Raw genomic sequence first — 24,479 nt, forward strand, 5'->3', positions numbered from 1 at the left:
AAAGGGTTAGAATTACGGCCCAATTAATAGACGTTGAAGACGGTACGCACTATTGGTCTAAAAAATTTGATAGGCAATTAAAGGATATTTTTGATTTAGAAGATGAAATTAGTTTAGCAATAGCCGAAGAAGTTCGAAACAATTTTGGGCATTTTGAAATTCAAGAGCATTTAATAAAACAGCCAACAAGCAGCGTAGATGCCTATCAAATGTATTTGAAAGGACGTTCTTTTCAATTGAAATGGACACCAGAGGGCCTTAACCAGGCCATACACTACTATAACAAGGCCATTGCATTGGATATAAATTACGCCAAGGCCTATTATGCCAATTTACAATGCTATGGATTATCGGCAATGTGGGGTTATATACCTTATGAAGAAGCTATGGAGTCGGCCATAGACAATTTGCTTATGGCAAAAGAATTAGACGCCTCTTTACCGGAATATCCTTTGTCTTATGTCGGAAAGTTTTTTTGGGAAGAATGGGATTTTAAGAATGCCTACATTCATATTAAGAAAGTCTTGGCCATTAACCCCAATCATACTGACGGTTTAGAAGCTTTAACAGAGTTGTTCATAGCGCTTGGTTTTTTTGACATGGCCTTACCATATGCAAACAAACTTTTAGAGGTAGATCCGCTTTCTGCAAACAATCATTACACATTGGCCCATATTCATTATTTTCAAGGCTTATTTAACAAAGCCCTTGAAAATGTCGATTACGCGTTAACACTTAACCCTGAACTAGAATTAGCGCATCATTTAAAATGCTTTTGTTTAATATGGCTGAACAAAAAACAGCAGTTTCAAGAATTTATAAACAACACCTCATTAATAGAAGAGAAAAATTTATTGTTCAGACTTGTTAACGAAAAGCATATTCACGTTCCCCATCAAATTATTGAAAAATGGTCTAGTCTCAGTAAAGATAAAACCATGCTGGTACCTTATGACGTGTTTATTTTGGCCAACTCACATCACACGGCGACGGCCTTTTCTCTCTTAAAGGAAATGATCGACCAAAGACGCGGTCAAATCATTAACTATAGGCAAGAACCATTCTTGAGGCCTCTGCATAAAATAAATGGTTTCACAGATCTGCACCGGTCAAATTTATCGTCTGCGGATATCACATCCACCAAGAAAGATGAAGAGAAAGCAACAACAAATGTCCTGGATAAAGACCAAATAAAGACACTAAAAGGCAAATTACTTTCCTATTTTAAGGAAGAAGAACCTTTTTTAAATCCACAATTAAACTTAAATGTCGTTGCTCAGGTTTTGGAGCTGAACAACAATAAAATATCATTTCTGATCAACCAGGCGTTTGATGTTAATTTTAACGACTTTGTTAATTCTTATCGCCTCAAACACTTTAAATTAATAGCACTCGATGCTAATAATTCGCACCTTACCATTCTTGGGTTGGCTTATGATAGTGGTTTTAATTCCAAAACCGTATTCAACACCTATTTTAAAAAAATAGAAGGGGTAACCCCTAGGGCTTGGATGAAAGCCAACTCATTGTAAACCTCGCCTATTTCGTTTCAGATTATAATTTAGAACGATTTACTTAATAATCCGGTGAATCTTTGCTGCATAATTTATAATCAAAAAACGATCATTTAATCAATAAACACATGAAAAAGTTAGCGTCAATTATCACATTACTTACATTGTCCGTAGCACATATGTATGGGCAAGAAACATCCAAACAAGCATTTGAGATCAAGGTCATTACAAGTGTAGAATCTATCATTCCTAGCGGGCTGGGACGATCACGTTTAATTTCGTCCAACGACGAAAGGGATTACAAACAATTTACCTCTAGTAGAACAGAAGAAAATAATACCAGAAACAAATCGAAAAGAAAAGATATTAGACTTAAAAATTTTGAAGAAACGAAATTATTGAACTTTTATAACCTAGGCGGAATCCGGTTTCAAAATATAGCCGCCAATGATGCCTTAATTTCTTCAAAATTAACCGAAATGCTTTCTGAAGGTTGGGACCTGATGTTCATAACCAGTGCGGTAGAAAGCGATGCGGGGAAAAACGATGACAACGGTATTTTTATTACCCGCTATATTCTTAAAAGAAAGTTCAACTAAACCGGCCTTATATAGTTACCTAAATGAAACATACCAACATATTATTAGCGGGCGCCACAGGCTATTTGGGCAATTATTTATTAAATGAACTGCTAGAGAAAAAAAATCAGGTAATCGCTATTGTACGAAGTCCTGATAAGTTGCAAAATAGTAATGAAAACTATTTAGAGATAAAACAGGCCGAGGTTACAAAGCCTGAAACATTACGAGACATTTGTAAAGGAATAAACACGGTAATATCAACGGTCGGCATTACGAGACAAAAAGATGGTCTAACCTATATGGATGTAGATTATAGGGCCAATATGAATTTGCTCGAAGAAGCCAAAAAAAGTGGTGTAGCACACTTTGTATACGTTTCTGCCATTAATGGCGACAAATATCGGCATTTAAAGATTTTTGAAGCCAAAGAGAAGTTTGTCGATGCTTTAAAATCTTCTGGGCTCAACTATACCATAGTGCGGCCAAACGGTTTCTTTTCAGATATGGGCGACTTTTTACAAATGGCCAAATCTGGTCGTGTGTTTTTGTTTGGATCTGGCAATCAAAAATTCAACCCTATTCATGGTGCGGACCTTGCAAGGGCCATTGTAGATACCTTGGATGATGACAATAAGGAATTGACCATTGGAGGCCCCGATGTTCTGAGTCTTAATGATATTGCCAAACTCGCCCTGACCGCTTTGAACAAGCCCATAAAAATCGTTCATTTACCCGATTGGTCAAGAAAACTAACCATTCGGTGTTTAAGATCTTTCACAAGTGTAAAAACCTATGGACCTATCGAGTTTTTTCTGACCCTGATGGCGGAGGATAATATTGCACCAACCTGTGGACATGAACATCTAAAAGATTTTTACATAGAAGAGGCCAAAAACCTATAAGACCTTAAATGGATCAAAATAGCCCTGATTCTCTATTTATGACAGGTACCTAATAAAGGGAGGGGGCAACAACAATTATTTATCGAAATTAGAGGTGTCCTAAAAAGGGGAAGCCTACAGAGTGACACCGAAATTTTTTGTGAGGTGCATGAATTCCTCACTTTAAAATAATTAGTTATGAATAAATAGAAGAATTAGATTAGGCGGTAGCCAAATCTTAATCAAGATTCACAAATCCGATAAAAAACAAATTAATAAGTCATTTGTAAATGTATGCGGAATGGGATTTTATATGAAAACGCTGAAAAACTAGAAGAGTTACAGTAATTTTGTGTTTAACATACTTTAAATAATTTCAGAAACTTGTTAGAGAAAAGACGTCAGTTGCCCCAAGAACAATTTATAGATGCAGATTATTTCATTTATTGTTTAGAAGCGGTTCATGAAATAGAAACGGACAAGGTTACCGAAGCCCAAAAAAACTTGGAACAATTGGCCATGAATTATGGGGTAGCTAGCATATATAAAACATGCGACACTATTGAAGGACTAGAAGATAGCTTAAATGCATTGGTTCTGGACGACCATCATTTTAAGAATTATGAAATCATCTATTTGGTCATGTCCGGTGAGGCCAATAGTATTTGTCTAAATGGTTATTATTATAGTTTGCAGGAAATTGCAGAAATTTTTGAAGGAAGGTTAAAAGGAAAGATTTTACATTTTTCGAATTCAAAAATCTTGGATTTAGACGAAGAGGAAGCACAATATTTTTTGGATATCACTGGCGCAAAAGGTGTTTCTGGCTATGGTAAGGAATTTAATGGAATAAGTAGCGCAAATCTTGATAAAGCATTCTTCAACTTATTTATGGAAGATGATAATATGTTGGATGTGGTAGAAGAGTTGCACCAAAGACATTACAACGTCTGTAAATTACTGGATTTTAGATTGTATTATTAGTGAAACTCAATTTTGAGAAGTCAGTAAGACGCACTGAAAATTGAAAGTTGAACTAATCCCGCTTTTTTCGGCGGGATCTTGGTTCAATACCTCGACCCTTAGGTCGATTCCTATTATTGGGTTCAGGGATTGCCATGAGGATTAATACCTTTTATTAAACCATATTGCAACAGGCCAAACCTATAATACAGCATATAAATGGAAGATCTTATAGATATTTTATTTTTTTGAGCGTCCCTATAACTACCTTACACATTGTTTGTAAATAAAATGGAAACCTTAAAAAGTCTATGGTTTTTCTGTAGTTGGAATTGGAAATTAAATCATAACTTTTTGGTCTCTAAATATTTGACTTCCTACAATTACTTCCCCCATCCGAAATTTAGGTTTACTCATGATTGGGTATGTTTGGATTGAACAGAACCGTAATGTTTCGTGTAGTGTATAACTAGTCATGATAAAATAGTTGTCACTATATTTTACTTTTTGCCAACTATAAACAAGACCATTGTAGTCTTTTTATCCTGAAATATTGATTGATAAAAGAAGCTTTGGATTTAGAAATATACATAGTTGGAAGTGATTTGAAAAGAACCTAATAGCAATCTAGGAGAATGGGGAAAATCCTTAACAGAGTACTCATAATCAAAACTAGAGAATATGGAAGAAAAACAAATTTTAAAACTTATTAAGGAAGCGAAAGAAACTCCATGCATGAAATGTTTGGAAAAAGCACAAGCCGAACATATAGCCTGCTATATTTCAGCAGGAGACGATGATGCAAAAAAAGAATTATGCGATAAGGCTTTAGCTGAAGCCATTAAGCTTTGTCCTTGTCCTTAAACATATATAATATTTTTAACTTAGTAACATGAGAAAAGATTCAAAAAAGCTAGGCGAGCTTTTAAAACAACTTGAAGACGCAGGATACGACGTAAAAGACGCCAAAGGAGACTCTAACATTGAAAACTTGAAACAAAGCAGCAACATTTCAAGAGAAACCTTAGACAAGATTTCAAATGAAACAAGTGCAAACTTTGCTGCTTGGGTGTCTTGGTCAAAAAGTTTCTAAATATGTCCAAATTAGAAGTAATATTAAAAGTAGCAGAAAGGTGCAATATAAATTGCACCTACTGCTATGTTTTTAATGGACAGGATGACTCTTATAAATATCACTCAAAAAAAATAAAAAAGGATACTATACTTGCACTTTCAGCATATCTAAAGCAGGCAGTTATAAAGTACAGTTTAAAAGAGATACAAATTGATTTTCATGGAGGAGAACCTCTAATTGTAGGCAAAACTAAATTCGCTGAGTATTGTTCAATCCTAAAGACATCTATTACACCAATATGTAAGTTAACTTTTTGTCTTCAAACAAATGCAATACTAATCGACGAAAATTGGATACAAATTTTTGAAGATTATAATGTTAAAGTCTCCACAAGTCTTGACGGACCTCAAGAAATAAATGACCTAGGTAGAATAGATTTTAGAGGTCATGGAACATACAATAAGACTTTAAAAGGTCTGAAGCTTCTGCAAGCAGCCTACAATGGTGGAAGACTTTCATCTGTTGGTGTAATATGTGTAATTAATCCAACCTTTTCAGCATTGAAAATATATAATCATTTCGTGCATGAATTAAACCTTGACTTGGTCGAATTTCTTTTACCTGATGATACTCACGATACCTTTAACCAAAGGGAGCATGGCAATTATGGAACATACCTCAGTGAGTTATTTAATTCTTGGGTAAATGATGATAGCCCAAAACTTCAGATTCGTATATTAAACTCTGCCATTTCTTTACTTTTAGGTGGTAAATCATTTGTTGTAGGTTTCGGAGATGATATAGGAAATGCTATAACTATTTCATCTGATGGAGATGTTGGACCAGATGATATTCTTAGGTCTACGGGGACTGATATAATGAGAACGGGACTTAATGTTTTTAATAGTTCATACTCAGAGTATTTAGGATTTTATAAAGAAGAAATTGTCCAAAAAATTAATGAGAATATTAACCAAGAATGTATGGACTGTTGTTGGTTAAAAACTTGTGGAGCAACACATCCAGTTCATCGATTCAAAGCAAACAATGGTTTCTCAAATAAATCAATTTATTGTGCAGATATGAAGATTTATTTTACTAATGCAACAAAATATCTGTTGTCTAATGGACTTCCATTTGAAACCCTAAAAGAAAATCTAGCAATTATGTAAAAACGACTGCCATAAATATAAATCATAGGATGTGGCAATGGTTTATGTTTCCAAGCAAAATTAAGATTACGAAAATTTTCTATCCGCCAATATGCCATTATAGTTCTATAATGTACTTGCGTTATGACACTTTGCTTGGGTAAAGCAAAATATTTGGTACTACTCTTTATTTAAATTTTTCTTCTAAAAGTCTCTACTGAAATGGTCCCTAATTTGAAAAATGAAAATCTATCTCACTCTTAAATAGTTCGATAGGCTTAGGTCTTCTGAATTTATGTAATCTGGCCAAGAAGCAAACTCTTCTTTCCATGGCATGCATTTATCTCTTCCTACTAAAAAGATTAATTCATTCTCACTAACCTTTAATAAAATGAAATAAACACAAGAATCCACAAGATTATCATAGCTAAATGAAATCTTAGGTTCAGAAGGTTCTCCAAAGTTTGTACTTGCATTTTCTAGTGGTTGGTATTTCAATACCATTTTTTCATTAATCCAAATAGGATCAAGACCAATATACTGCGATTTTTCAAGGAGAATGGCACCATCATTTGAGGAAACTTCTAAATCTTTAACTTGTAAATAAGTTGTATTATATTGGTCTGAATAAACTGAGGCAGAATATTTCTCCTTAAACAAATTGTTAACCGGAAATACCTCTGCAAAACTAATTTCATTATATGTTTGCTGCCATAATGTTATGTTATATAAATGCGGGAAATTCTCTTTTATAAAGGACTTTCTTATGACGTTTTTCTCATAATTTGAAGAAATACTATCAATAATACCATTTTTCTCTCGACTATAAATTATTCCTTTACCACCAGAAGAAATACCATCAATAGTAACGTTGTCTAATTGGATATCAATTCCATTCTCAGTGAAGTTTTTTATTTCAATGGCAGCAGCTCGGTTTCCGTGTATATTTCCGATAGTATTTCCCTTAAAATTGAATTTTATTTCTTTTCCATTCTTTGGGGCATTGCTATTTATAGTTGTATATATACCGTATTTCCCCTTAGAATTCAAATCGAAAAATTGTTTACTATAATTGAAGAAATAAACCAAAGTGAATATAAATATTATAATTATTTTGATCCTATTTGCTTTAAAAAATCGCATTCATTTATTATTTTTTTTTATATTAATTGCTTTACCTCTATCAGAGACTTTTTCAATTGTCGAGCTGTCAACTTCAACTTTTACGTTAGAATCTTTGATGCTACTATAATCAATTGCTGATGAGCCATCTCCTGTGATTTCAGATATTTTTGAGTTCTTAATGCTAATTTCGTCTTCGCTTTTTGAGTTATTAGTACGGTTAATAATTACATTTTGACCACCATTGATTATATTAACATTTCCTTCTCCATTTTCAACATCAATTTTTTCAGATTCTGATATTAGAGGAATTACGATAGCAAGAAGAATACTAAGAATACCAATAACAAAACTAACATATCCTATCTTGCTTGGTAAGGTCCAATTTTTCCATTGTAATTTTGATGGGATTAGCTTCATAATAGTTTTGTCTATTTCAAAGGTAGTAAATAAGCCTTCAAATCTTTAAAAATGTTGACTTCCGGCCTAAGAGAACTTTGGTAAACGCGATAAAAATTGATGACCCAGTGGGTGATTAATTTTTTCGGCGAGATGATGTCGTTGGCCTTGTAGCTAATAGTTATCCTTAAATAACTTAACTGGTGGGGTAGGGGCTTAAGGATAACGCTGGATCCTAAAATTTAGGGACCGGACCAAGGAGTTATTATCTCCGTGTGCTCCATAATTCGCGTATTTGAAAATTCATGGTCTTTTGTTTTATAAAATGTTATTTTCACAAATCTAAATACATATTAAAATGAAAGAAAAGATGCAACCTACTTTCTTAAAAGGGGTGTTTTTAATCTTGTTAATGGGTTCTTTAATACAATGTTCCCCAAAGGTAGCATCCTCATTTTCAGAAGAAGAATGGGCTGCTCTACCCGCAGACGGGCCCAATTTGTCCACTTTTACCGGTATCTTTTGCAGTTCGGGCGCAACAGTATCAGAATTGTATGCAGCAACTGAATTTCAAAGATTTTTTAGAGAATTTACAGGTAAAGAGTTGCCTATAGACAGTTCCGAATCAAAGATTGGAAAAACCATTTTAATAGGTCCTGAAGCAGCTGCCAACGTTGGTTTAGGGACAAATATAAATAAGCTTGGCGAAGAAGGGTTTAATATAGATATTTCCAAAAATCAAATAGCTATTTACGGTGGTCAACCCCGTGGGACACTATATGGTGTTTATGAGTTTTTTGAAAAATATTGTGGTGTTAGATTCTTGACAAAGGATCATACTTTCTACCCAGAGGAAGGGAAAAATAAGAATTTTAGAATCAAAGGTCAAAATTATAGTTACGTTCCTCCCTTTGCTTTTCGTTCTTCCCATTATGGTGAAACACTCCAAAACCCTTCGTTTGCTGCTAAACTGCGCACCAATGCGGTTAAAGGTGATGAGAAATTTGGCGGTATTACGGGGTATATACGTGTTAGTCATAATGTATCTAATCTTGTTCCTCCTTCCATTTATGGCGAAGAACATCCAGAATACTATGCTTTGGTCAACGGAAGGCGAGAAGTAAGTATGCATGGCGGTGGACCACAATTATGTTTAACAAATAAGGACGTTCTAGACATAGTAACAGAGGCTACTTTGGAGGCCATTGAGAAAGATCCCACAAGGAAAAATTTTAATGTTGCACAAATGGATAATGGTAGTTACTGTACCTGCGAATCCTGTGCTGCTCTCGATGCTCAAGAGGAATCCCATGCGGGTACAATGATTTCTTTTGTCAATGCAGTAGCAGAGCGGGTTGAAAAAACGCATCCAGAGGTTTTAATTGGTACTTATGCCTACGAATACACGCGTAAACCACCTAAAACAATACGTCCCAGAGACAATGTTATGCTGATGTTGTGTAGTATTGAATGTTGCAATTTTCATGCGATCGACGATCCTACTTGCACCCTGAACGAAGAATTTAGTAAGGATATGGATGATTGGAATAAAATAGCCGAAAACATCTTTATTTGGAATTATAATGTCAATTTCCGGGGATATCTCCTCCCTTTTCCAAATTTACAAAGCATTGGGAAGAATGTGGAATATTTTGCAAACAATAGTGGTCGTGGGGTATTTATGCAGGCGGCCGGAAATGGTTTTTCTACTGAGCTCAGTGACTTACGAAACTATGTAATTTCGCGCTGTCTATGGAAACCTGGTCGCGATAGTTGGCAAGAAACAATTGACTTTTGCCGGATGCATTATAAGGAAGCCGCAGAACCTATTATTGATTACTTAAGCTATTATCACAATTTGATTGAAAAAGAAAACCGCCACCCCGGTCTTTTTTCTACGGAAGCACCCTTATGCTTAAATGCCGAAACAGTAGATCATATAGATTCTTTTTTTAAGGAAGCACTTTCATTAGCAAAATCAGAAGAGGTGCGTACGCGAGTAGAAAAGGCTTCGCTATGTGTTTATCGTGCAAAATTGAGTGTAGCTACCATGAATCTTACCTATGAAAATGGATTGTGCAAGCCTTCATTAAATGAAAGTGATGAGTCTTTATTGGAGAAATACACTGATTTATGTGCAAAATACCATGTAATAATGGATAATGAATATGTAAAAACTGAAACTTACCTAGAAAATATGCGTAATATTTTTTCAGGTATGAAAGCAATTAAATTAGAAAATAACTATTGGAGTTTAGTGGTATTACCTGAAAGTAATGCTAAAGTGGTGGAGATGACCTATAAGCCTACAGATAGAAACGTTGTTCAACCTACGCGTGCATTTGATCGTTTTCGTTTTGAAGAATGGGTGAGGGAGGGAGATGGCCCAAAACCTGATGGAATTTTGGGGTATGAAATTGTTGAGCAAAGCCTTACAAAAGTAATTATTGCACTTACAACAAAGGATGGTTCACGAATAGTACGTACCATCAGTCTCCAAGGAGATGGCATCCACTTTGAAACATCATTAAAATCAAAGATAGACCGTACATTTAATTTCTTCGTACACCCTGAATACAATGCAGGGTCAGGCTCTTTGGACCCTCAAGAAGTTGGTGTTTATGTTAAAGCCAACCATTGGTTGCAGGTTAACCAAGGTTGGGAAAATGCAAAACCAACGGATAAGACAAATTCAATAATGAAAGAAGGTCTTAAAGGGGGTTCCTTTGCCTATTATAATCAGAAATCTGGATTTGGTGTCGAGCAACGTTTTAAACCGGGTACTTTCGAAAATTTAAACCTTTTCTGGAGTCCAGAGCGAGTACAGATCAATTTGGAAATGACGCCTAATGTTAAAAAACTAAAAGCGGGGCAGGAGGCAAATTACGCGTACGCTATACATTATTTGGATAAAGCACCAATAACGAATAATTAAAAGTTCCTCGCTCTCCCCAAATATTTTAAGAATAAATTAAACTTAAAATTATGGTAAGAAAATTTAGCTATTTATTGCTTTTAGTATTTTTTAGTCTCGGTTGTGAAAGTAATGGTGATGGCTGTGAAGAAGGTTATGTAAGGCAAGTTGGACCAGATGCTTCTGAATGGTGTGTTGAAGAATTTAGAGAAGATGGCACAGAGTACCGAACTGGAGAAAGTTGTTATCATCAAAAATATGGCCTAATAACTTTTACCAGTGGTATTTGGACAGACAAACACAATCAAGTAATTAATCCTTAGTATCTTTTAAGGATTCCACACTTCAACACAGCATCTTGAAAAGGATAATATTAAGCTTACTTTTTAAGGCCAACAATTACCAAGGGCTAGTCTTGTTTTTTTTGAGGTTAAACCCTATCTTGTAAAGACCTTCCAACAAGTAGGTAGTTTTACCGTTCCTCCAGTTAAAATAATTTTGATAAAAATTTAACCCATGGAGAAGAACAACTTACCTGAACAATCCAATTCAAAAAAAACTTCAAATAATCGGTCTGAAATAAAGGATTATGAAGAAAATACTCCCGGATTGGAATTCGCGGATCGCGAGGAACAAATTCGTAAAACCTTAAATAAGAAATGGGCGATGCCTGTTTATATACCGGAAAACTTGGATCCGGGTCCCGCCATTTTAGATAAAATCGGGCCTAAAGAAATCGGTACCATTATTGGTGATACTAAGAATGTAAAGCTAATCACTTGCAAAAATCCGCAAGAGAATGCAAGTTTTGGATTTATCGATGTTTTTGCACGGGTTGAAAGCAAGGAAGAAATAGTCAGAAGCACTTTGGTCTTAAAGTTCGATCCTGGAAAACTCGGGATGGTAGCTCTCCGATCCCTTAGATTATTTCGTTTTAACCCCGAAAAAGAAGGGTATGAGTTAATTGTCCGTTCGGGCCTAGGTCGTCAGGGCAACTATGTTTGGGGACAAATACATCAGGCAGGAAGCTTTGCGGTGATCGGAATCAATACAGATCCATTGGTTCAGAATACATTACATATGCTGGGGAGCATAAAAGAGGTGACTGCGCTAGCCGACCCTACAGTCTCAAAGCTTATCAGAGATCGCTTGTGTCTTGTCATTCTTTGTTCCAGCGAATTCAGGGAGCTCGTTGCAAATGTCGAATTTATAGAAAAGCTCGATTTTATTGGTAGCGCAAAGGGTTATCCCATGCCTAGAAACTCGGCTGGCCTACTTCCTGGAGGCGGTGGATTGGGTAATTTATGTAATTTCTGTCTGGGACTTCCCAGAAATCCACCCGAATTGGATATTCCATTAATTCCATTTCCAGATCCAGTTTGCTATTCCACCAACTGGGAATCTATTGGGCCAATAAATTTATCGGGAATGGTCTTGGACATAGCCTTAAACCCTAGTAGCAGCGATGTTCTCTATGTCGCCGCGCTTCATTCTGGCGCCTGGCGCCTAAATGAAGTATCTGACTACCCGGCAACTAGTTGGGTCCCAATCTCAGAGAGTATACTTCCAAATTACCTTCGTAAACTATCGGTTTTTAACTTGGATCAAAATGTGATCTACGCTTTTGCCTCTGAACCTGATCAATTACCATATTTGCTATATAAAACCACCAACGGTGGTCGTATTTGGCATGAAATCTCAATTACAGGAGCGGGATACTACCACCAAATCGCCGTTCACCCTACCAACCCTGAAATAGTATATGTAGCCTCGCAAAATGGTCTTTTTTATTCTGATGATGGTGGTGTTGGATGGAACCAAATCCATGACAATAATATCAAGGATATTGCAATTGATCCAGAGGATGCTTCAATTATATACATCATATCCCGAAACAAAGTATTTAAAACCTTTAGTGGGGGATTGGGTGCAGATGCTTGGGAACTTTTGTTTGAAGCCGATTTGGACCATTCAGTCTACTCGGCTAAGATTGCTCTGGGGAATAACAATGCAGATGGAAGTCGGCAAACAGATTCGAACCGTACCGTTGTTTATATGAGTAAAGAACGAATCTATTTGAATCAACATGGAGGCAGGAATATAGGGGAAGGATGGCAGTTCAAGGGGGCATTGGCATTTAACGAACCTCTTGACGAGTTCGAAACCGCTGAACTGGCATTGGATATAAATCCCTTTGATCCAAATATAATTTTGGCGGGTTTTGATGTGCTTTTCCGTACGTCGGACGGTGGGGATCATTGGTCAGCGATTGAAACATTTCATCATCATGAATTTAATAGATATCGTGCCGTTATCTTCGACAGAAATACAAGTGGCCTTGGATACCTTGCAACAGAAACCGGAGTATTCCGATCTATCGATTCGGGAATCACATGGTATGTTGAAGGATTTAGCAGAGATGAAGAAATCGCGGCCGGTCGAAACCTCAATCTAAATCTGGTTACAGCCGATATGAGTGCAGCTATACAGAATGATATGGCAATGGGACTGTTTTGGGGAAAGGTCTATAGTTGTGCGAATATTACTTCAGGTAACTGGGATCAATCCGACCATGATGGGCCTTATATAAACAATATTCATGCAGATCCCAAGAGAATCGGACGTTATTATGTTCAGATAGAGCGTCGCCAGTGGATGATTATATATCCCGGCGACTTCCGTTTTTATGGTGATTTTGGTTCTGCTGCTCCATCGGACAACATGGCTATGGCCGTTGACGAAAGACGGGGGTCGAATATCATCCTTTCAGGTACTAGAGAGGTAATTCCGGAGGGATCCATATTAATTACCCGGGAAGGGAACAAACTGCCTTTCCTTAATCCGGCTGGAACTTGGGAAAACTTACCGGAATGGGAAGAGAGTTTGGATTTACCTAGCAGTTATATTATTGCCATTTCTTTTTCAAAAAAAACACCTGGTAAAGCCTATGCTATTTCGTGGAATCATGATGTTTATAGGAAGAACAATGTTGATGATTCGCGGAGTTGGGAAACCCTACCGAAACTTCCTGGGTCTACTGCACTATATCATCTGGCTATTTCAGTAGTAGGCGGAAGGGAATGTTTGTACGTTTCAGGTTACAGGACGGTAAAACGATCCTTGAACGAAGGCAGGACATGGCTAGAAATAGCACCAAATTTGGATAATGATTCCCATTATTGGTTTTTGGTACCCCATCCGATTGATAATGAAATTCTCTATTTAGGTGCGAGTAATGGGATTTACATATCCTATGACAACGGTGATCATTGGTCTCCTTTTGATATGAATTTACCCAAAGTAAGAATTCGAAAAATGCAATATGACAATGGGTACTTATATGTTTGCACTAGGGGCAGAGGCATTTGGCGTAAACGAATTTGCTGATCTCTTCTAATATAATACCTCGATTAAAAGTTTCAGAACGGATTAATTTCAGAGATACTAGATCTTTGAAATTAATATCCTATTTTACATAATGTTAGAGCATTTAAAGTAAAGCTTCAACAGGGAGTAAGGTAGTGTTAAGAAGTTGCAGCAAGATGACAATCCTGGCTGACGTAGGCAGGAATTTCCTGAAAAATTTACAGCCGCATCAACTCGCTCAAAATTCCAAAGATTCCCAATCTTTAGAATTTTTAGCGTGGCACGGGCAGATTGACAACGGTAACTGTATTTATTGGCAACTCATAATTGGCGTATTTGAAAATTCCTGGGCTTTTGTACGGAATATTGAAACTATGGTGTGTGTTCATATTTGTATTGTTGGCCTAGTAAACGAAAAGTTTAATGGAAACGACCACTCCAGTAAAACGGCTTTTACATACGCGATAAAAATTGATGACCCAGTGGGTAATTGATTTTTTCGGCGAGATGATGCCGTTGGCCTAGTGTGCAAAAAGTTTAATGGAAAGAGACATTCCAGTAAAACGGCTTTTACATAATGGCTAACGATATAATACGCTATCGCGTAAGTTATATCTGCAATTATGTAAAATGCAAGCATACGCCGTTTTACGCTATAAGCATATTTGTTCTATAATTTACATTATGTAAAATAGAATAGTTGAAGTACTCCTGCGAAGTCCTCGTATACACCAATTTTAACGAGTTGGTTGCCGTGGCCGGGAATTACATTAAACCCTCTTCCACTCATTCCCTCTACATCGTCCCGCCGATCATTAAAATCATCCACTGGATAATTTAAAAAAAACTCTAGGAACGTTTTAAATCCAAAAAAAAGCTCCGGATATAAATGTCCGGAGCTTTTCTTCCTAATTTTCCAATGATGTTTTCATTTTTAGGTGAATGCAGTTAGTTGTCTAAACAGTCACAGGAAAATTATAGGAATGTTTTAATACCTCAACATGTTGCTGTATTCTTCAACTGATTTTTGTATTTCTAGATAAGAACGAATTTGAGCCATTGTTTTCTCAAAGAGTTCAATCTTTAAATCCTTTTCCCTCTTTAAGGCCTTGATCAATTCTGAATTCGAATTTTTCAGGCTACTTAAAGTTTGTCGGAGGGTTTCAGATTTAATAAACAAGGAGTATGTGTTGGGTTCACATACATAAGAGGTCAATTTTCTTTCCAATTGGCATAAATCATTATTGGTACGCTCCAATTTTAGAATACATCCACTGTTGGAAGGCCTGCTAATTAAATTTCTACTAATTTTTGGGGTTGTTTCCATAGGTGTAAGCTTTGTTTTAGGGTTAACGGATTTTTCTTTGGTACACTCTTATATAATTTGATTTTATTGATTTGAATTAAAAAGATACGACAAAATTCCCACTTTTGTACTAGTAAATTCCTCATTAACATTAGTTTAAAGCAATATTAACACCTTCGTAGCATCGACGTACTGGGTTATTTCTTCGACAAACGGCCTAATTTCTCTGGAAACCTTGCCTTTCATTAGCTCCCTACTATTCTCAGAATTGAATTACCCTCTTCACTCCCCTCCTGCCCTAAAATCTTTAATTTAACACTAGTCCCAATCCGCGGGTGTACCCTGAGCGGAGCCGAAGGGTTATAAGTTGACGGGACCCGTAAGCAACCTATTTTCAATTTACTTAAGTGTTTCTTATTGCTTTTGATAGGTTTTCGTGAATCTTCGATTTCGACTTAAATCAAACTGTCTAGGCTATCTTAATTTCCTTTTTAGCAATCAATTTTCAATTAACAATAGAAAAACTACACCATTAGGATCAAAAAGAAACCCCGATGCAATGCATCGGGGTTTCAAAATATCGTTATAAATTATTTGTAACTACCAGCTAATCTCTTCAGATTCTCCATTAGGATAGGTAACAGTACCCGTTTGATCACAACTACCAGTACCAAAGTCCAAGGAAGCCATCATACCATTCACTTCCAATTGCATAACGCCAGAAGTAATAAAGGCGCATCCCAAGTTGGCGGATAATGGTTCGGTCACTGTAAATTCGTAGGTTATACCATCTACGGTTATGTCCCAATCTCCTGTACAGGTAACATCTGCTCCTTCAGCATTGATCTGATCCAAATGCCAGCTAAGTACTTTATTTCCCTTCCAGATTACAGTGTTTCCATTGTCATCCTCAAAAGTGGCATCGGTAACTACAGTAAATGTTGGACTGTTGGGATCAGAGAAATCGAAAGACATGGTTTTGGTGCCGTTCAATAAATAATCATTGTAAGTGAAGTCGGTAAACGTAACTTCAAAACTGCCCTTGCTGCCATCGGTACTACCATTGTTTCCAGTTAATACAATGGTTCCACTTATGGTTTTACCTTGTATGATACATTGATTGTATACTACCGTAATACTTTCTTCAGCAAATGCAAGTGTTGCACACTCTGTGTTGGTCTTGTTAGTTTTTCCTGCTTTGTCGTTGATCAATAATTCTGAGACCAACTCGTCCAGTCCGTCAGAAATTGAATTGACCTGCATTTGGGCTTTAACTTGTTCGGGGGTCAGACTTTCATCATTTAAACTATTCATAGCATCATTGCTACAAGCAGCCATCAAAATAAATGCAAAGCTTAAAACTAAATAATTAAATGTTTTCATTGTTTGTGGGGTTTAAAACATATTTAACTCGGCTAAAATAAGCCCTTATATAATATTGTGTTAAAAAAAACGCAGATTTTCGACTTACAGTATGTATTATTAAGAAATATCTTACAAACGAATTGATTTCAGGGCGAATTAAGCCTTAATTATCAGGATCTTTTTCCAAAAACCGTTGTAATTACTCCTTCTTATAGTAGCATCAATCCAATTGAAAGCTAAAATTGTTGTAGTCGTCCCGATGATAGGCCATTTTTTGTGTAGCTGGCGAGATGGCGAAATAAGGTGAAAATGTTGTAGTAATTACGGTCTTGCCATCGGGTAAAAACTCCATGATACGGAGCCAACCATCTCCCCCATTTCCATTCCAACCTCCACCCATGGCTTGCGCATTAAAAGTAATCTGATTCACTTTTTTGCCGGCTGCATTCCTGTCCACCTTAAATGCGGTATGTCCCTTAAAATTATCAGGGGAGCCAATATGGCCCGAAAAGACCATTTGTACGTTCTTGGAAGGGGCCACTAGCTTTTCCCATATGGCCTTACCATAATTGGCATCTTCTATGGGATAGTTTTCTTTTTCCTTATGCTCGTTTTGGGCACTTAGATAGGAATGGGTGAGCATTACCACGGTATGATCTTTATAAATTTCTTTGGAAATCTCATTGTTGGCCCATTGTAAAATAGTGTCACGTGGTGCGAATTCCAGGTTCAGAAATAAAAATTTTCTTTGTTGGGGAGATATCAGTTCATAGGTGGCATTTTCAACCGAGGGCAATCCATCTATGTTCTTTCCAGCGGCGCGTAAAGCCTTTGCATTCAATAAGTTTTTATGCACAGGAAAATACTGGCTGTAATTGGATTTTCGGTTTTCAACACTTTTATAACCAAAATCGTGGTTGCCCGCTGCCAAGATATAGGGGACTTTCCCGTCCAGACGCTCAAAGGCGTGCGAGACTGCCCTCCATTGGTCCCTACTGGGCATATTTCCGTTTATTTTGTCCGGGACCAGTAGTTCGTTCTGCTCCACCAAATCGCCCGTGCACAGCACCATTTTTATATTTAGGGCATCTATATTTTCACTGATCCAAGCGGTCATCGTTTCCAAGGTGCCCTGGTTTCTTTCAAATTTCACGTAAGTCTGGGTGTCCGGAACCAAAATAATGGACCAGGAATCCGGATTGGATAATTTGGGAGGCATATAGGCTTCTTGTGCCCTTGCTGCAGTGGAAAGTAAGAAAAGGGATAAAACAAAAAGGCAAAAACAGTGTCTTAGGTTCATTTTGGTGGATTATTATGGTTGCAATGGATAAATTTAACCTTTTTAGGTTAAGACCAAAAAGACCGTTGTTCTATTTTGATTTATTTCTTGGGATTTTAAGACCTTGAAAGTTGTTGTAGGACTCCAAATATGATTATTTTCGTTCCTTACAAAAGTTTTACCGATACCCATGCCCGATTTCCAGAACGAATTAGTTCCCTATCTAAAAAAGTACTTTGGTTTTGATCGCTTTAGACAACAACAAGAGGCCATTATCACTTCGGTTTTAAATAAGGAGGATTGTTTGGTCATCATGCCTACCGGGGGCGGAAAATCTATTTGTTTCCAGTTACCGGCCCTATTGTTCAAGGGCACTACCTTGGTAATTTCGCCATTAATTGCCTTGATGAAGGACCAGGTAGATGGACTTATTGCCAACGGTATTCCCGCAGCTTTTTTTAATAGTAGTCAGTCTGCCGAGGAACAACAGGCCATATTGGACAGCACCCATAAAGGGGAATTAAAGTTGCTATATGTAGCACCGGAAAGCCTGCAGGGCCTGTCCCCTATTTTAAAGGAAGAGTTTGTTAGTTGTGTGGCGGTAGACGAGGCCCATTGTATCTCCTCCTGGGGACACGATTTTAGGCCGTCTTACCAACAATTGGGATTTTTAAAGGCTTCCCTGCCCCAAACACCTATTATTGCTTTAACGGCTACCGCGGATAAGGCTACCCGCCAGGATATTTTGGCACAATTGCAGATTCCCAATGCCAAGCAATTTTTGGCTTCCTTTGATAGAAAGAATATTTCATTGGAAGTACGTGCAGCCCATGATAGGGTGTCCCAAATACTTCAATTTATAACACAAAGACCCAATGAATCCGGCATTATTTATTGTTTAAGTCGAAAATCCACTGAAACCCTGGTAGAAAAGATCCGCAATAGCGGTATCAAGGCAGCCGCCTACCATGCGGGATTGGATTTTGACAGCCGCAATAAGGTACAGGAGGATTTCATTTTTGACAAGACCCAGATCGTCTGCGCCACCATTGCCTTTGGTATGGGAATAGACAAATCCAACGTGCGCTGGGTGATACATTACAATATGCCCAAAAATATAGAAGGCTATTATCAGGAAATAGGTCGGTCCGGAAGGGACGGACTGGCCGCACATGCTCTTTTGTTCCATAGTTATGCCGATGTAATCCAGTTGCAAAGATTTGCCTCTGGCGCCGCCAATGAGGAGGTACAGTTGGCCAAGTTGGAGCGTATGAAGCAGTTTTCGGAGGCCTCTAGCTGTAGAAGAAAGATTTTACTGAGTTATTTTGGGGAGTATTTGCAGGCCGATTGTGGCAATTGCGACGTTTGTAAAAATCCACCACAGTTTTTTGATGGTACGGTAATAGCACAAAAGATATTGTCTACCATTGCCAGACTTAAGGAGTCGGAGGCAACAGGAACAGTAATAGATGTGCTGAGGGGCGCGCAGAATGCCAACATTTTGGATAAAAATTATCAGGAAATAAAGACCTATGGCATTGGCAAGGATATTTCATGGAACCATTGGCAGCATTATACCATACAGCTTATAAACCAAGGCCTCTGCGAGATTGCCTTTCATAAGAACAACGTACTTCGTTTGACCGATTTGGCCAAGGCCGTATTGTTCAATAACACCAAGGTACAATTGAGTCAGCCCTTGTCCAAGGAAGAGCAAATCGCGGTCCGCAAGGAAAGCAAGTCCAAGTCGGTTAATGAAAATTCCCTGTTTGAAAAACTTCGGCAATTGCGGTTTCAAATTTCTTTGGAGGAGAATATTCCAGCATACCTTGTTTTCAATGATGCCACCCTTAAGGAAATGGAATCCAAAAAGCCGGTGACCAGTGAAACGTTCAAAGAGATCAACGGAGTTGGGCAACGTAAATTGGAAGTGTATGGGGAAATGTTCATCAATGAAATCAAGGCCTTTATAGAAACAAACCCAAAGAAAAAGAAGAAGAAAAAAAGGAAATCGGACACGGCATTGGAAAGTTATGAGCTGTTTAAGGAAGGTAAAAACGTTGAGGAAATTGCAGAGATCAGGGGCCTAAAGCCCAATACCATTTTGGCCCATTTGGAAAAGTTGTACCATGACGGGAAGGATATAGACATATATCAATTGATATCGAAAGAAGATGTAGCCAAAGTTGCCGAGGCCAAGAAAGAACTTCAAGATCCGGAAGGCCTAAAACCTTATTTTGAGCATTTTGAAGAAAAATTGGAATACTCTACTATTCGTTTGGCACTCAGCATTATTGAAAGGGAGAAGATTTTATAAATTGAGTTGAAAGTTGAAGGTTGAATGTTAAAAGTTTAAGGTTTCAATGTTTCAAGTTTAAAAAATAGGTTGGTAATACCCCAATTTTAGTTCAAAACTAGAAAGTCATTTCGATCGAGCAAAAGCGAGGAGAAATCGCACTGGTAACTCCTGACTGTAGTTAAAAGTTTAAAGTTGAATGTTGAAAGTACTATTGTCAGTTCGAGGGCTTCTCGATACAATTTTGCTCCACTTCGTTATGCAAAATCACTCGAAGTGACGTGTCGGTAGGCATTGTGTATCGAGAACTCTTTATAGGGTAGAAAGTTTTTGATAAGAACGACACAAAAAAACACCTTCCCCTCAGAGGACTTTAGGGAAGGAGCTATAATTTGGTTACAACCTCCGTTAGAAACTAACAGATACCTTGCCCCTGGCAAAAAACGGCGTACCAGGGGTAAAATGGATTTCTTCTACCGCTTCCGTTTCGTTGAACAACCTACTGGTGGTGGCAAATTGGGTCTCGTTCCATTCCGTATCAAACAGGTTGTCCACGATGAGTCCAAAACTCCAATTTTTCCAGGAATAATTCAGATTGAAATCAGTTACAAAATACCCCTCGGCGATAATGGAATTGTCCTCATTGGCAGGTCTGTCTTTAATAAATCGATAGTTCACTCCCCCCGATAGGTTCTTAAATCCCTTAAAGGTAAGTCCGCCCGAAGAAGTCAGGTCTGGTGCCAATGGAATATAATCCTCCCCACTAGGGTCTTCCGCGCTTCTGGCATAGGTGTAATTAACATCGCCATAGGCGTACAACCAATCCGTTAGCTGGTACCTCGCTCCTAGGTCTACCCCAAAACGCTTGGTTTTACCACTAGGTTCCACAATTCCCGCATCCCCCACGTATACAAACTCCTGCTCCAAAAAAAGGTGCCACAGGGCCATATTCAATACCAATCGGTCTTTTGGTTTATAAATTGTTCCTATATCGGCCCCGAAGGCCAATGGCAATATTCTTTCCCCATTATTGGCTGTGACTACCCTGGTATCATTGGAATGAAACCCTATTCCGGTTTTTGCATACAACTGAAGGTCTTGGGAAGCCTGGTAAATGGCATTTAGCTTGGGACTGACCACCAATTTGTTTTCACTCTTTTGGTCATAGGCCGTCGTCAATAAATTTTCATAATCAAATTTTAAATAGTCTATACGAACACCCGGATTAATGTTCCACCTATTGATTTTGTAATTTATATTGAAGAACCCATAGGCGTTCAATTCATCTATGTTGCCCAACGCTAGTTGCTCCAAGGTGGTCTTTCTGTTCATGGTATGGGAAAGCTCTACCTCGTTAATGTCGTCGTATCTAAACCCTAAACCCGTATTGAATCTGAACTGTGAATTATTTTCTAAATGTATGGTTCTATCATAACTGCTCTCTCCCCCGATCAGGGTTCTATTTTCCTTTTGCTTTATTTGATCTCCATTAATGGGGTCTTCAAGGAAAAATGTAAAATTGGAATACAGCTCAAAACTATATTTGGAAATAAAGAACTTGGATTTAAACCGGCTATGCTGGTCCAATTGTTTGTCATGATTCAATAATAGATTGGTACGGCTGGTATTGCCCCCTTCGGTATCGTCTATGGCGCCAAACCTGCCAATGTTTCCATTATCAACGGCCCGTTGGGGAATTTGTCCCGAAGCATCCCATTTGCTCTGAAAATGGGAGGCGGTCAAATTCACTTCGTTGCCGTCATCGTCCTTATGATTGTACCGTCCCATAATGTTAATTCTATTAAAATTCTGGGGAGATTCAAAAACTCCGTCGGAAATCAAATATTCTGAGGCTAAATAGGCATTGTCATCATCGCTTTCCAATAGTTTTAGCATCCCCAAGCCCCTTAAGGTATTGTATTTACCGACCTCCATGCTAACCACATTTTTATCCAATGTTTTTTTGGTGGTGAGGTCCACATAGCCGGCCGTATTAAAATTACCTTTATCGGCATAGTAAGGTCCCTTGCCAAAATCTATATTATCTATGGTTTCAGGTATTATAAAGTGCATATCGGCATAACCCTGGCCATGGGCATGGGATACCATGTTTACTGGTAAACCATCCACATTTATAGCGATATCCGTTCCATGATCTATATCAAATCCCCTTAGGAAAATTTGTTCGGCCTTACCGCCACCGGCATGCTGGCCAATTATGAGACCAGGTACCTTCCTAAGTATTTCCTGGGAAGATTTAACGGGATCGGATTTAACGTCCACGTTTACAAAGTTGCTCATGGCATTTATATTGGATACCAGTACCACCTGATCCAAGGAAACTGCAGCCTCTTCCAGGACAATCTGAAGTGGTGTATCCAACTGATTTTCAGATATGAGTAGTTCTTTGTTCTTAAATCCAAGACTGTAAAAATAGATACGATCATTGATGGTTACGTTTGCCAGACTAAAAGCTCCCGAATTATTGCTGTAGGTATAATTACCCGTATTCTTATTGTAGACCCCTACTCCACTAAGGGGCGTGTTGTCCTGGTTGGTTATTGTTCCACTTATGGTATGCGCATTTAAGGTACCGGAAAGTAAAAGAATCAATAGGCCAAGGGTTTTTTTAATCATAGTATTAATTTTTATTCCGAATAGCTAGGTGCTATCCTTGATATATATTTTGGGCATACCTATCCATGTAAAGCCATTGGCTTTGAACTGGAAGAAGTTGAATGCCTTTTCTTTAAAGTATCCTGGGATTGGATAATAACAATTTAGAAGCGAACCAATTTATCCAGTATAGGATGTTGGATGCCTTTTGGAAATTATTACGTTCCAAAAATTAACAAGCGGGTTTTGGAGGAGGTACCATGGGGTAATGAATTCCTTTGGAAGTGTTTTCCTGTATTTTGGAAAAATAGGATTTGGTAAATATAGTTATGCCAGGGGAAGTTTTATAATGGGCGACCACTATATGCTTGTCCAAATCGGATTGCACCTTAATCTTGTCGTTGTCTTGATGGGTAGGGCTTGAATCACTGAATGCCATACTCATAAAATCTATAACCTCATGCTTATGGGGTTCCGAATTGGGTGAATGAGGGTGACTGTGAAAGCCTATTTCGTTTGATGCTATATGTTCATGGGATTCTAGTGAATAGGTTGATGCCATAGCCTGGGCTTTATTCTGCCCGTCATGGTCGTTAAAATCATGTGTATGTGAGGCAATGGAGTGATGCCCCATTCCTTGATCCAGGGAATGGGATAAAAGGTGCATGAGTTCCGTTAACTCCTGCTGCAAAGGGGCTATTAGATAGCAGATGCCAATAAAGACAGCTACACTTCTAAACAACCACGGCTTAAAGCCTTTTTCAATTTTCTGGGTCACGGATACCTTTTTTTTACTCTACTTTCTGAAAATATATGTGTTGGATTTCATTTTTGCTGAAAAATATAAAATCGCAACGGTTTAACTGTTAAAATATCGTGAAACATTCTGTTGATTTTTTTAAGGAGAGGTTAGTAGTGAGTAATTAAAAGAGAGTATTGAGAAGTGGTAAATGGGTATAGTAAATTGGTTGAAAAAGAACCAAGAGCCTAGAAGATAGAAGTTTAAAAGTGTAGAAAGTTCTAACGAATCTAGATTTACATAAATATTAAAAATAGAAAGTCATTTCGAATGAATATGAGAAATCGCACTAGTAGCTCCTGCATGCAGTTTAAAGTTGAATGTTCGGATGTTAAAAGTTTAAGGTTTCAAAGTTTCAAGTTCAAAACTAGGAAGTCATTTCGATCGAGCAAAAGCGAGGAGAAATTGCACTGGTAACTCCTGACTGTAGTTAAAAGTTTGAAGTTGAATGTTGATATTGATAGTACTCTCGTCAGTTCGTGGGCCTCTCGATACAATTTTGCTCCACTTCGTTATGCAAAATCACTCGAAGTGACGGGCCGTTTGGCATTTTGTATCGAGAACTCCTGTTGGGATTGACTAGGGAAGTTCTGTAGCCATAGTTATCGAATAAAAAAATTAACAATAAAACAACAATTTAATTCCAAACGCGTTCTTAAAAAAAAGTAATTTTATATCACAAAAAAAGTTAGATATGTCATTTTTATCACCACAGATTGAAGCTTTGGCCAAAAGAAAAAAAGAACAGTCCCTTGTTAAAAAACCCGATTCTTGTGGTATTTTTCAGGAATATGGGAAATTGGAAAAGATTCAAAATCCCAGGGAAAGTAAATAGCCCAATTTTTTGGGCAT

19 protein-coding genes are annotated in these 24,479 nt (G+C 37.6%); 12 read left to right on the plus strand and 7 right to left on the minus strand.

Going from position 1 to position 24,479, the window contains the following annotated elements; translation table 11 throughout:
- Window positions 1-209: 209 nt before the first annotated feature.
- The 7 genes from MWU82_RS04910 to MWU82_RS04940 all read left to right on the plus strand — a co-directional run bounded on the left by MWU82_RS04910 (window position 210) and on the right by MWU82_RS04940 (window position 6,186).
- Complete coding sequence (locus MWU82_RS04910) at window positions 210-1,532, plus strand: helix-turn-helix domain-containing protein (RefSeq protein WP_247095454.1); 1,323 nt, start codon at window positions 210-212, stop codon at window positions 1,530-1,532.
- 161 nt (window positions 1,533-1,693) lie between these two features.
- Complete coding sequence (locus MWU82_RS04915) at window positions 1,694-2,113, plus strand: hypothetical protein (RefSeq protein ID WP_215948567.1); 420 nt, start codon at window positions 1,694-1,696, stop codon at window positions 2,111-2,113.
- Between the two features lie 23 nt (window positions 2,114-2,136).
- Window positions 2,137-2,997 (plus strand): SDR family oxidoreductase, encoded by an 861-nt coding sequence (locus tag MWU82_RS04920; RefSeq protein ID WP_215948185.1) that lies wholly within the window; start codon window positions 2,137-2,139, stop codon window positions 2,995-2,997.
- Between the two features lie 363 nt (window positions 2,998-3,360).
- Entirely contained in the window at window positions 3,361-3,960 is a 600-nt protein-coding gene (locus tag MWU82_RS04925) for a DUF6642 family protein (RefSeq protein ID WP_215948186.1), read from the plus strand.
- Window positions 3,961-4,620: 660 nt separating this feature from the next.
- The gene (locus tag MWU82_RS04930; protein WP_247095455.1) at window positions 4,621-4,803 is read left to right on the plus strand and encodes a hypothetical protein; all 183 of its coding nucleotides are present in this window, start codon (window positions 4,621-4,623) and stop codon (window positions 4,801-4,803) included.
- Window positions 4,804-4,831: 28 nt separating this feature from the next.
- A complete protein-coding gene (locus MWU82_RS04935; protein WP_247095456.1) occupies window positions 4,832-5,032 on the plus strand; it encodes a hypothetical protein in 201 nt (66 codons plus the stop codon).
- Between the two features lie 2 nt (window positions 5,033-5,034).
- Window positions 5,035-6,186: a radical SAM protein gene (locus MWU82_RS04940; RefSeq protein WP_247095457.1), complete on the plus strand. Its 1,152-nt coding sequence runs from the start codon at window positions 5,035-5,037 to the stop codon at window positions 6,184-6,186.
- 228 nt (window positions 6,187-6,414) lie between these two features.
- On the opposite strand, the gene MWU82_RS04945 is transcribed toward MWU82_RS04940, so the two are convergent.
- Both MWU82_RS04945 and MWU82_RS04950 read right to left on the minus strand, forming a co-directional pair.
- Entirely contained in the window at window positions 6,415-7,308 is an 894-nt protein-coding gene (locus tag MWU82_RS04945; RefSeq protein WP_247095458.1) for a hypothetical protein, read from the minus strand.
- A complete protein-coding gene (locus MWU82_RS04950; protein WP_247095459.1) occupies window positions 7,309-7,707 on the minus strand; it encodes a hypothetical protein in 399 nt (132 codons plus the stop codon).
- A 337-nt stretch (window positions 7,708-8,044) separates the two neighbouring features.
- Here MWU82_RS04950 and MWU82_RS04955 point away from each other — a divergent pair, with 337 nt between their 5' ends.
- The 3 genes from MWU82_RS04955 to MWU82_RS04965 all read left to right on the plus strand — a co-directional run bounded on the left by MWU82_RS04955 (window position 8,045) and on the right by MWU82_RS04965 (window position 13,987).
- Entirely contained in the window at window positions 8,045-10,621 is a 2,577-nt protein-coding gene (locus MWU82_RS04955; RefSeq protein ID WP_247095460.1) for a DUF4838 domain-containing protein, read from the plus strand.
- Between the two features lie 50 nt (window positions 10,622-10,671).
- A complete protein-coding gene (locus MWU82_RS04960; protein WP_215948189.1) occupies window positions 10,672-10,923 on the plus strand; it encodes a hypothetical protein in 252 nt (83 codons plus the stop codon).
- Window positions 10,924-11,116: 193 nt separating this feature from the next.
- A complete protein-coding gene (locus tag MWU82_RS04965) occupies window positions 11,117-13,987 on the plus strand; it encodes a hypothetical protein (RefSeq protein ID WP_247095461.1) in 2,871 nt (956 codons plus the stop codon).
- A gap of 967 nt (window positions 13,988-14,954) precedes the next feature.
- On the opposite strand, the gene MWU82_RS04970 is transcribed toward MWU82_RS04965, so the two are convergent.
- From MWU82_RS04970 to MWU82_RS04980, 3 genes are all read right to left on the minus strand, one after another.
- Complete coding sequence (locus MWU82_RS04970) at window positions 14,955-15,293, minus strand: hypothetical protein (protein ID WP_247095462.1); 339 nt, start codon at window positions 15,291-15,293, stop codon at window positions 14,955-14,957.
- A 579-nt stretch (window positions 15,294-15,872) separates the two neighbouring features.
- Window positions 15,873-16,655 carry a hypothetical protein gene (locus tag MWU82_RS04975; RefSeq protein ID WP_215948193.1) on the minus strand — a complete coding sequence of 261 codons (783 nt, stop codon included), beginning with the start codon at window positions 16,653-16,655 and terminating at the stop codon, window positions 15,873-15,875.
- 202 nt (window positions 16,656-16,857) lie between these two features.
- Window positions 16,858-17,937 carry a metallophosphoesterase gene (locus MWU82_RS04980; RefSeq protein ID WP_215948194.1) on the minus strand — a complete coding sequence of 360 codons (1,080 nt, stop codon included), beginning with the start codon at window positions 17,935-17,937 and terminating at the stop codon, window positions 16,858-16,860.
- A 169-nt stretch (window positions 17,938-18,106) separates the two neighbouring features.
- Between MWU82_RS04980 and recQ the strand changes: the two genes are divergently transcribed.
- A complete protein-coding gene (gene recQ / locus MWU82_RS04985; protein ID WP_247095463.1) occupies window positions 18,107-20,233 on the plus strand; it encodes a DNA helicase RecQ in 2,127 nt (708 codons plus the stop codon).
- Between the two features lie 387 nt (window positions 20,234-20,620).
- Here the strand turns inward: recQ and MWU82_RS04990 are convergent, their stop codons facing one another.
- Window positions 20,621-22,849: a TonB-dependent receptor gene (locus MWU82_RS04990; RefSeq protein WP_247095464.1), complete on the minus strand. Its 2,229-nt coding sequence runs from the start codon at window positions 22,847-22,849 to the stop codon at window positions 20,621-20,623.
- A gap of 211 nt (window positions 22,850-23,060) precedes the next feature.
- Complete coding sequence (locus MWU82_RS04995; RefSeq protein WP_215948197.1) at window positions 23,061-23,606, minus strand: hypothetical protein; 546 nt, start codon at window positions 23,604-23,606, stop codon at window positions 23,061-23,063.
- Between the two features lie 715 nt (window positions 23,607-24,321).
- On the opposite strand from MWU82_RS04995, the gene MWU82_RS05000 reads away from it, so the two are divergent.
- Window positions 24,322-24,462 (plus strand): hypothetical protein, encoded by a 141-nt coding sequence (locus MWU82_RS05000; protein ID WP_215948198.1) that lies wholly within the window; start codon window positions 24,322-24,324, stop codon window positions 24,460-24,462.
- Window positions 24,463-24,479 lie beyond the last annotated feature (17 nt).

Origin of the sequence: Arenibacter sp. S6351L, assembly GCF_023016025.1 — a bacterium.
Lineage (GTDB): Bacteria > Bacteroidota > Bacteroidia > Flavobacteriales > Flavobacteriaceae > Arenibacter > Arenibacter algicola_B.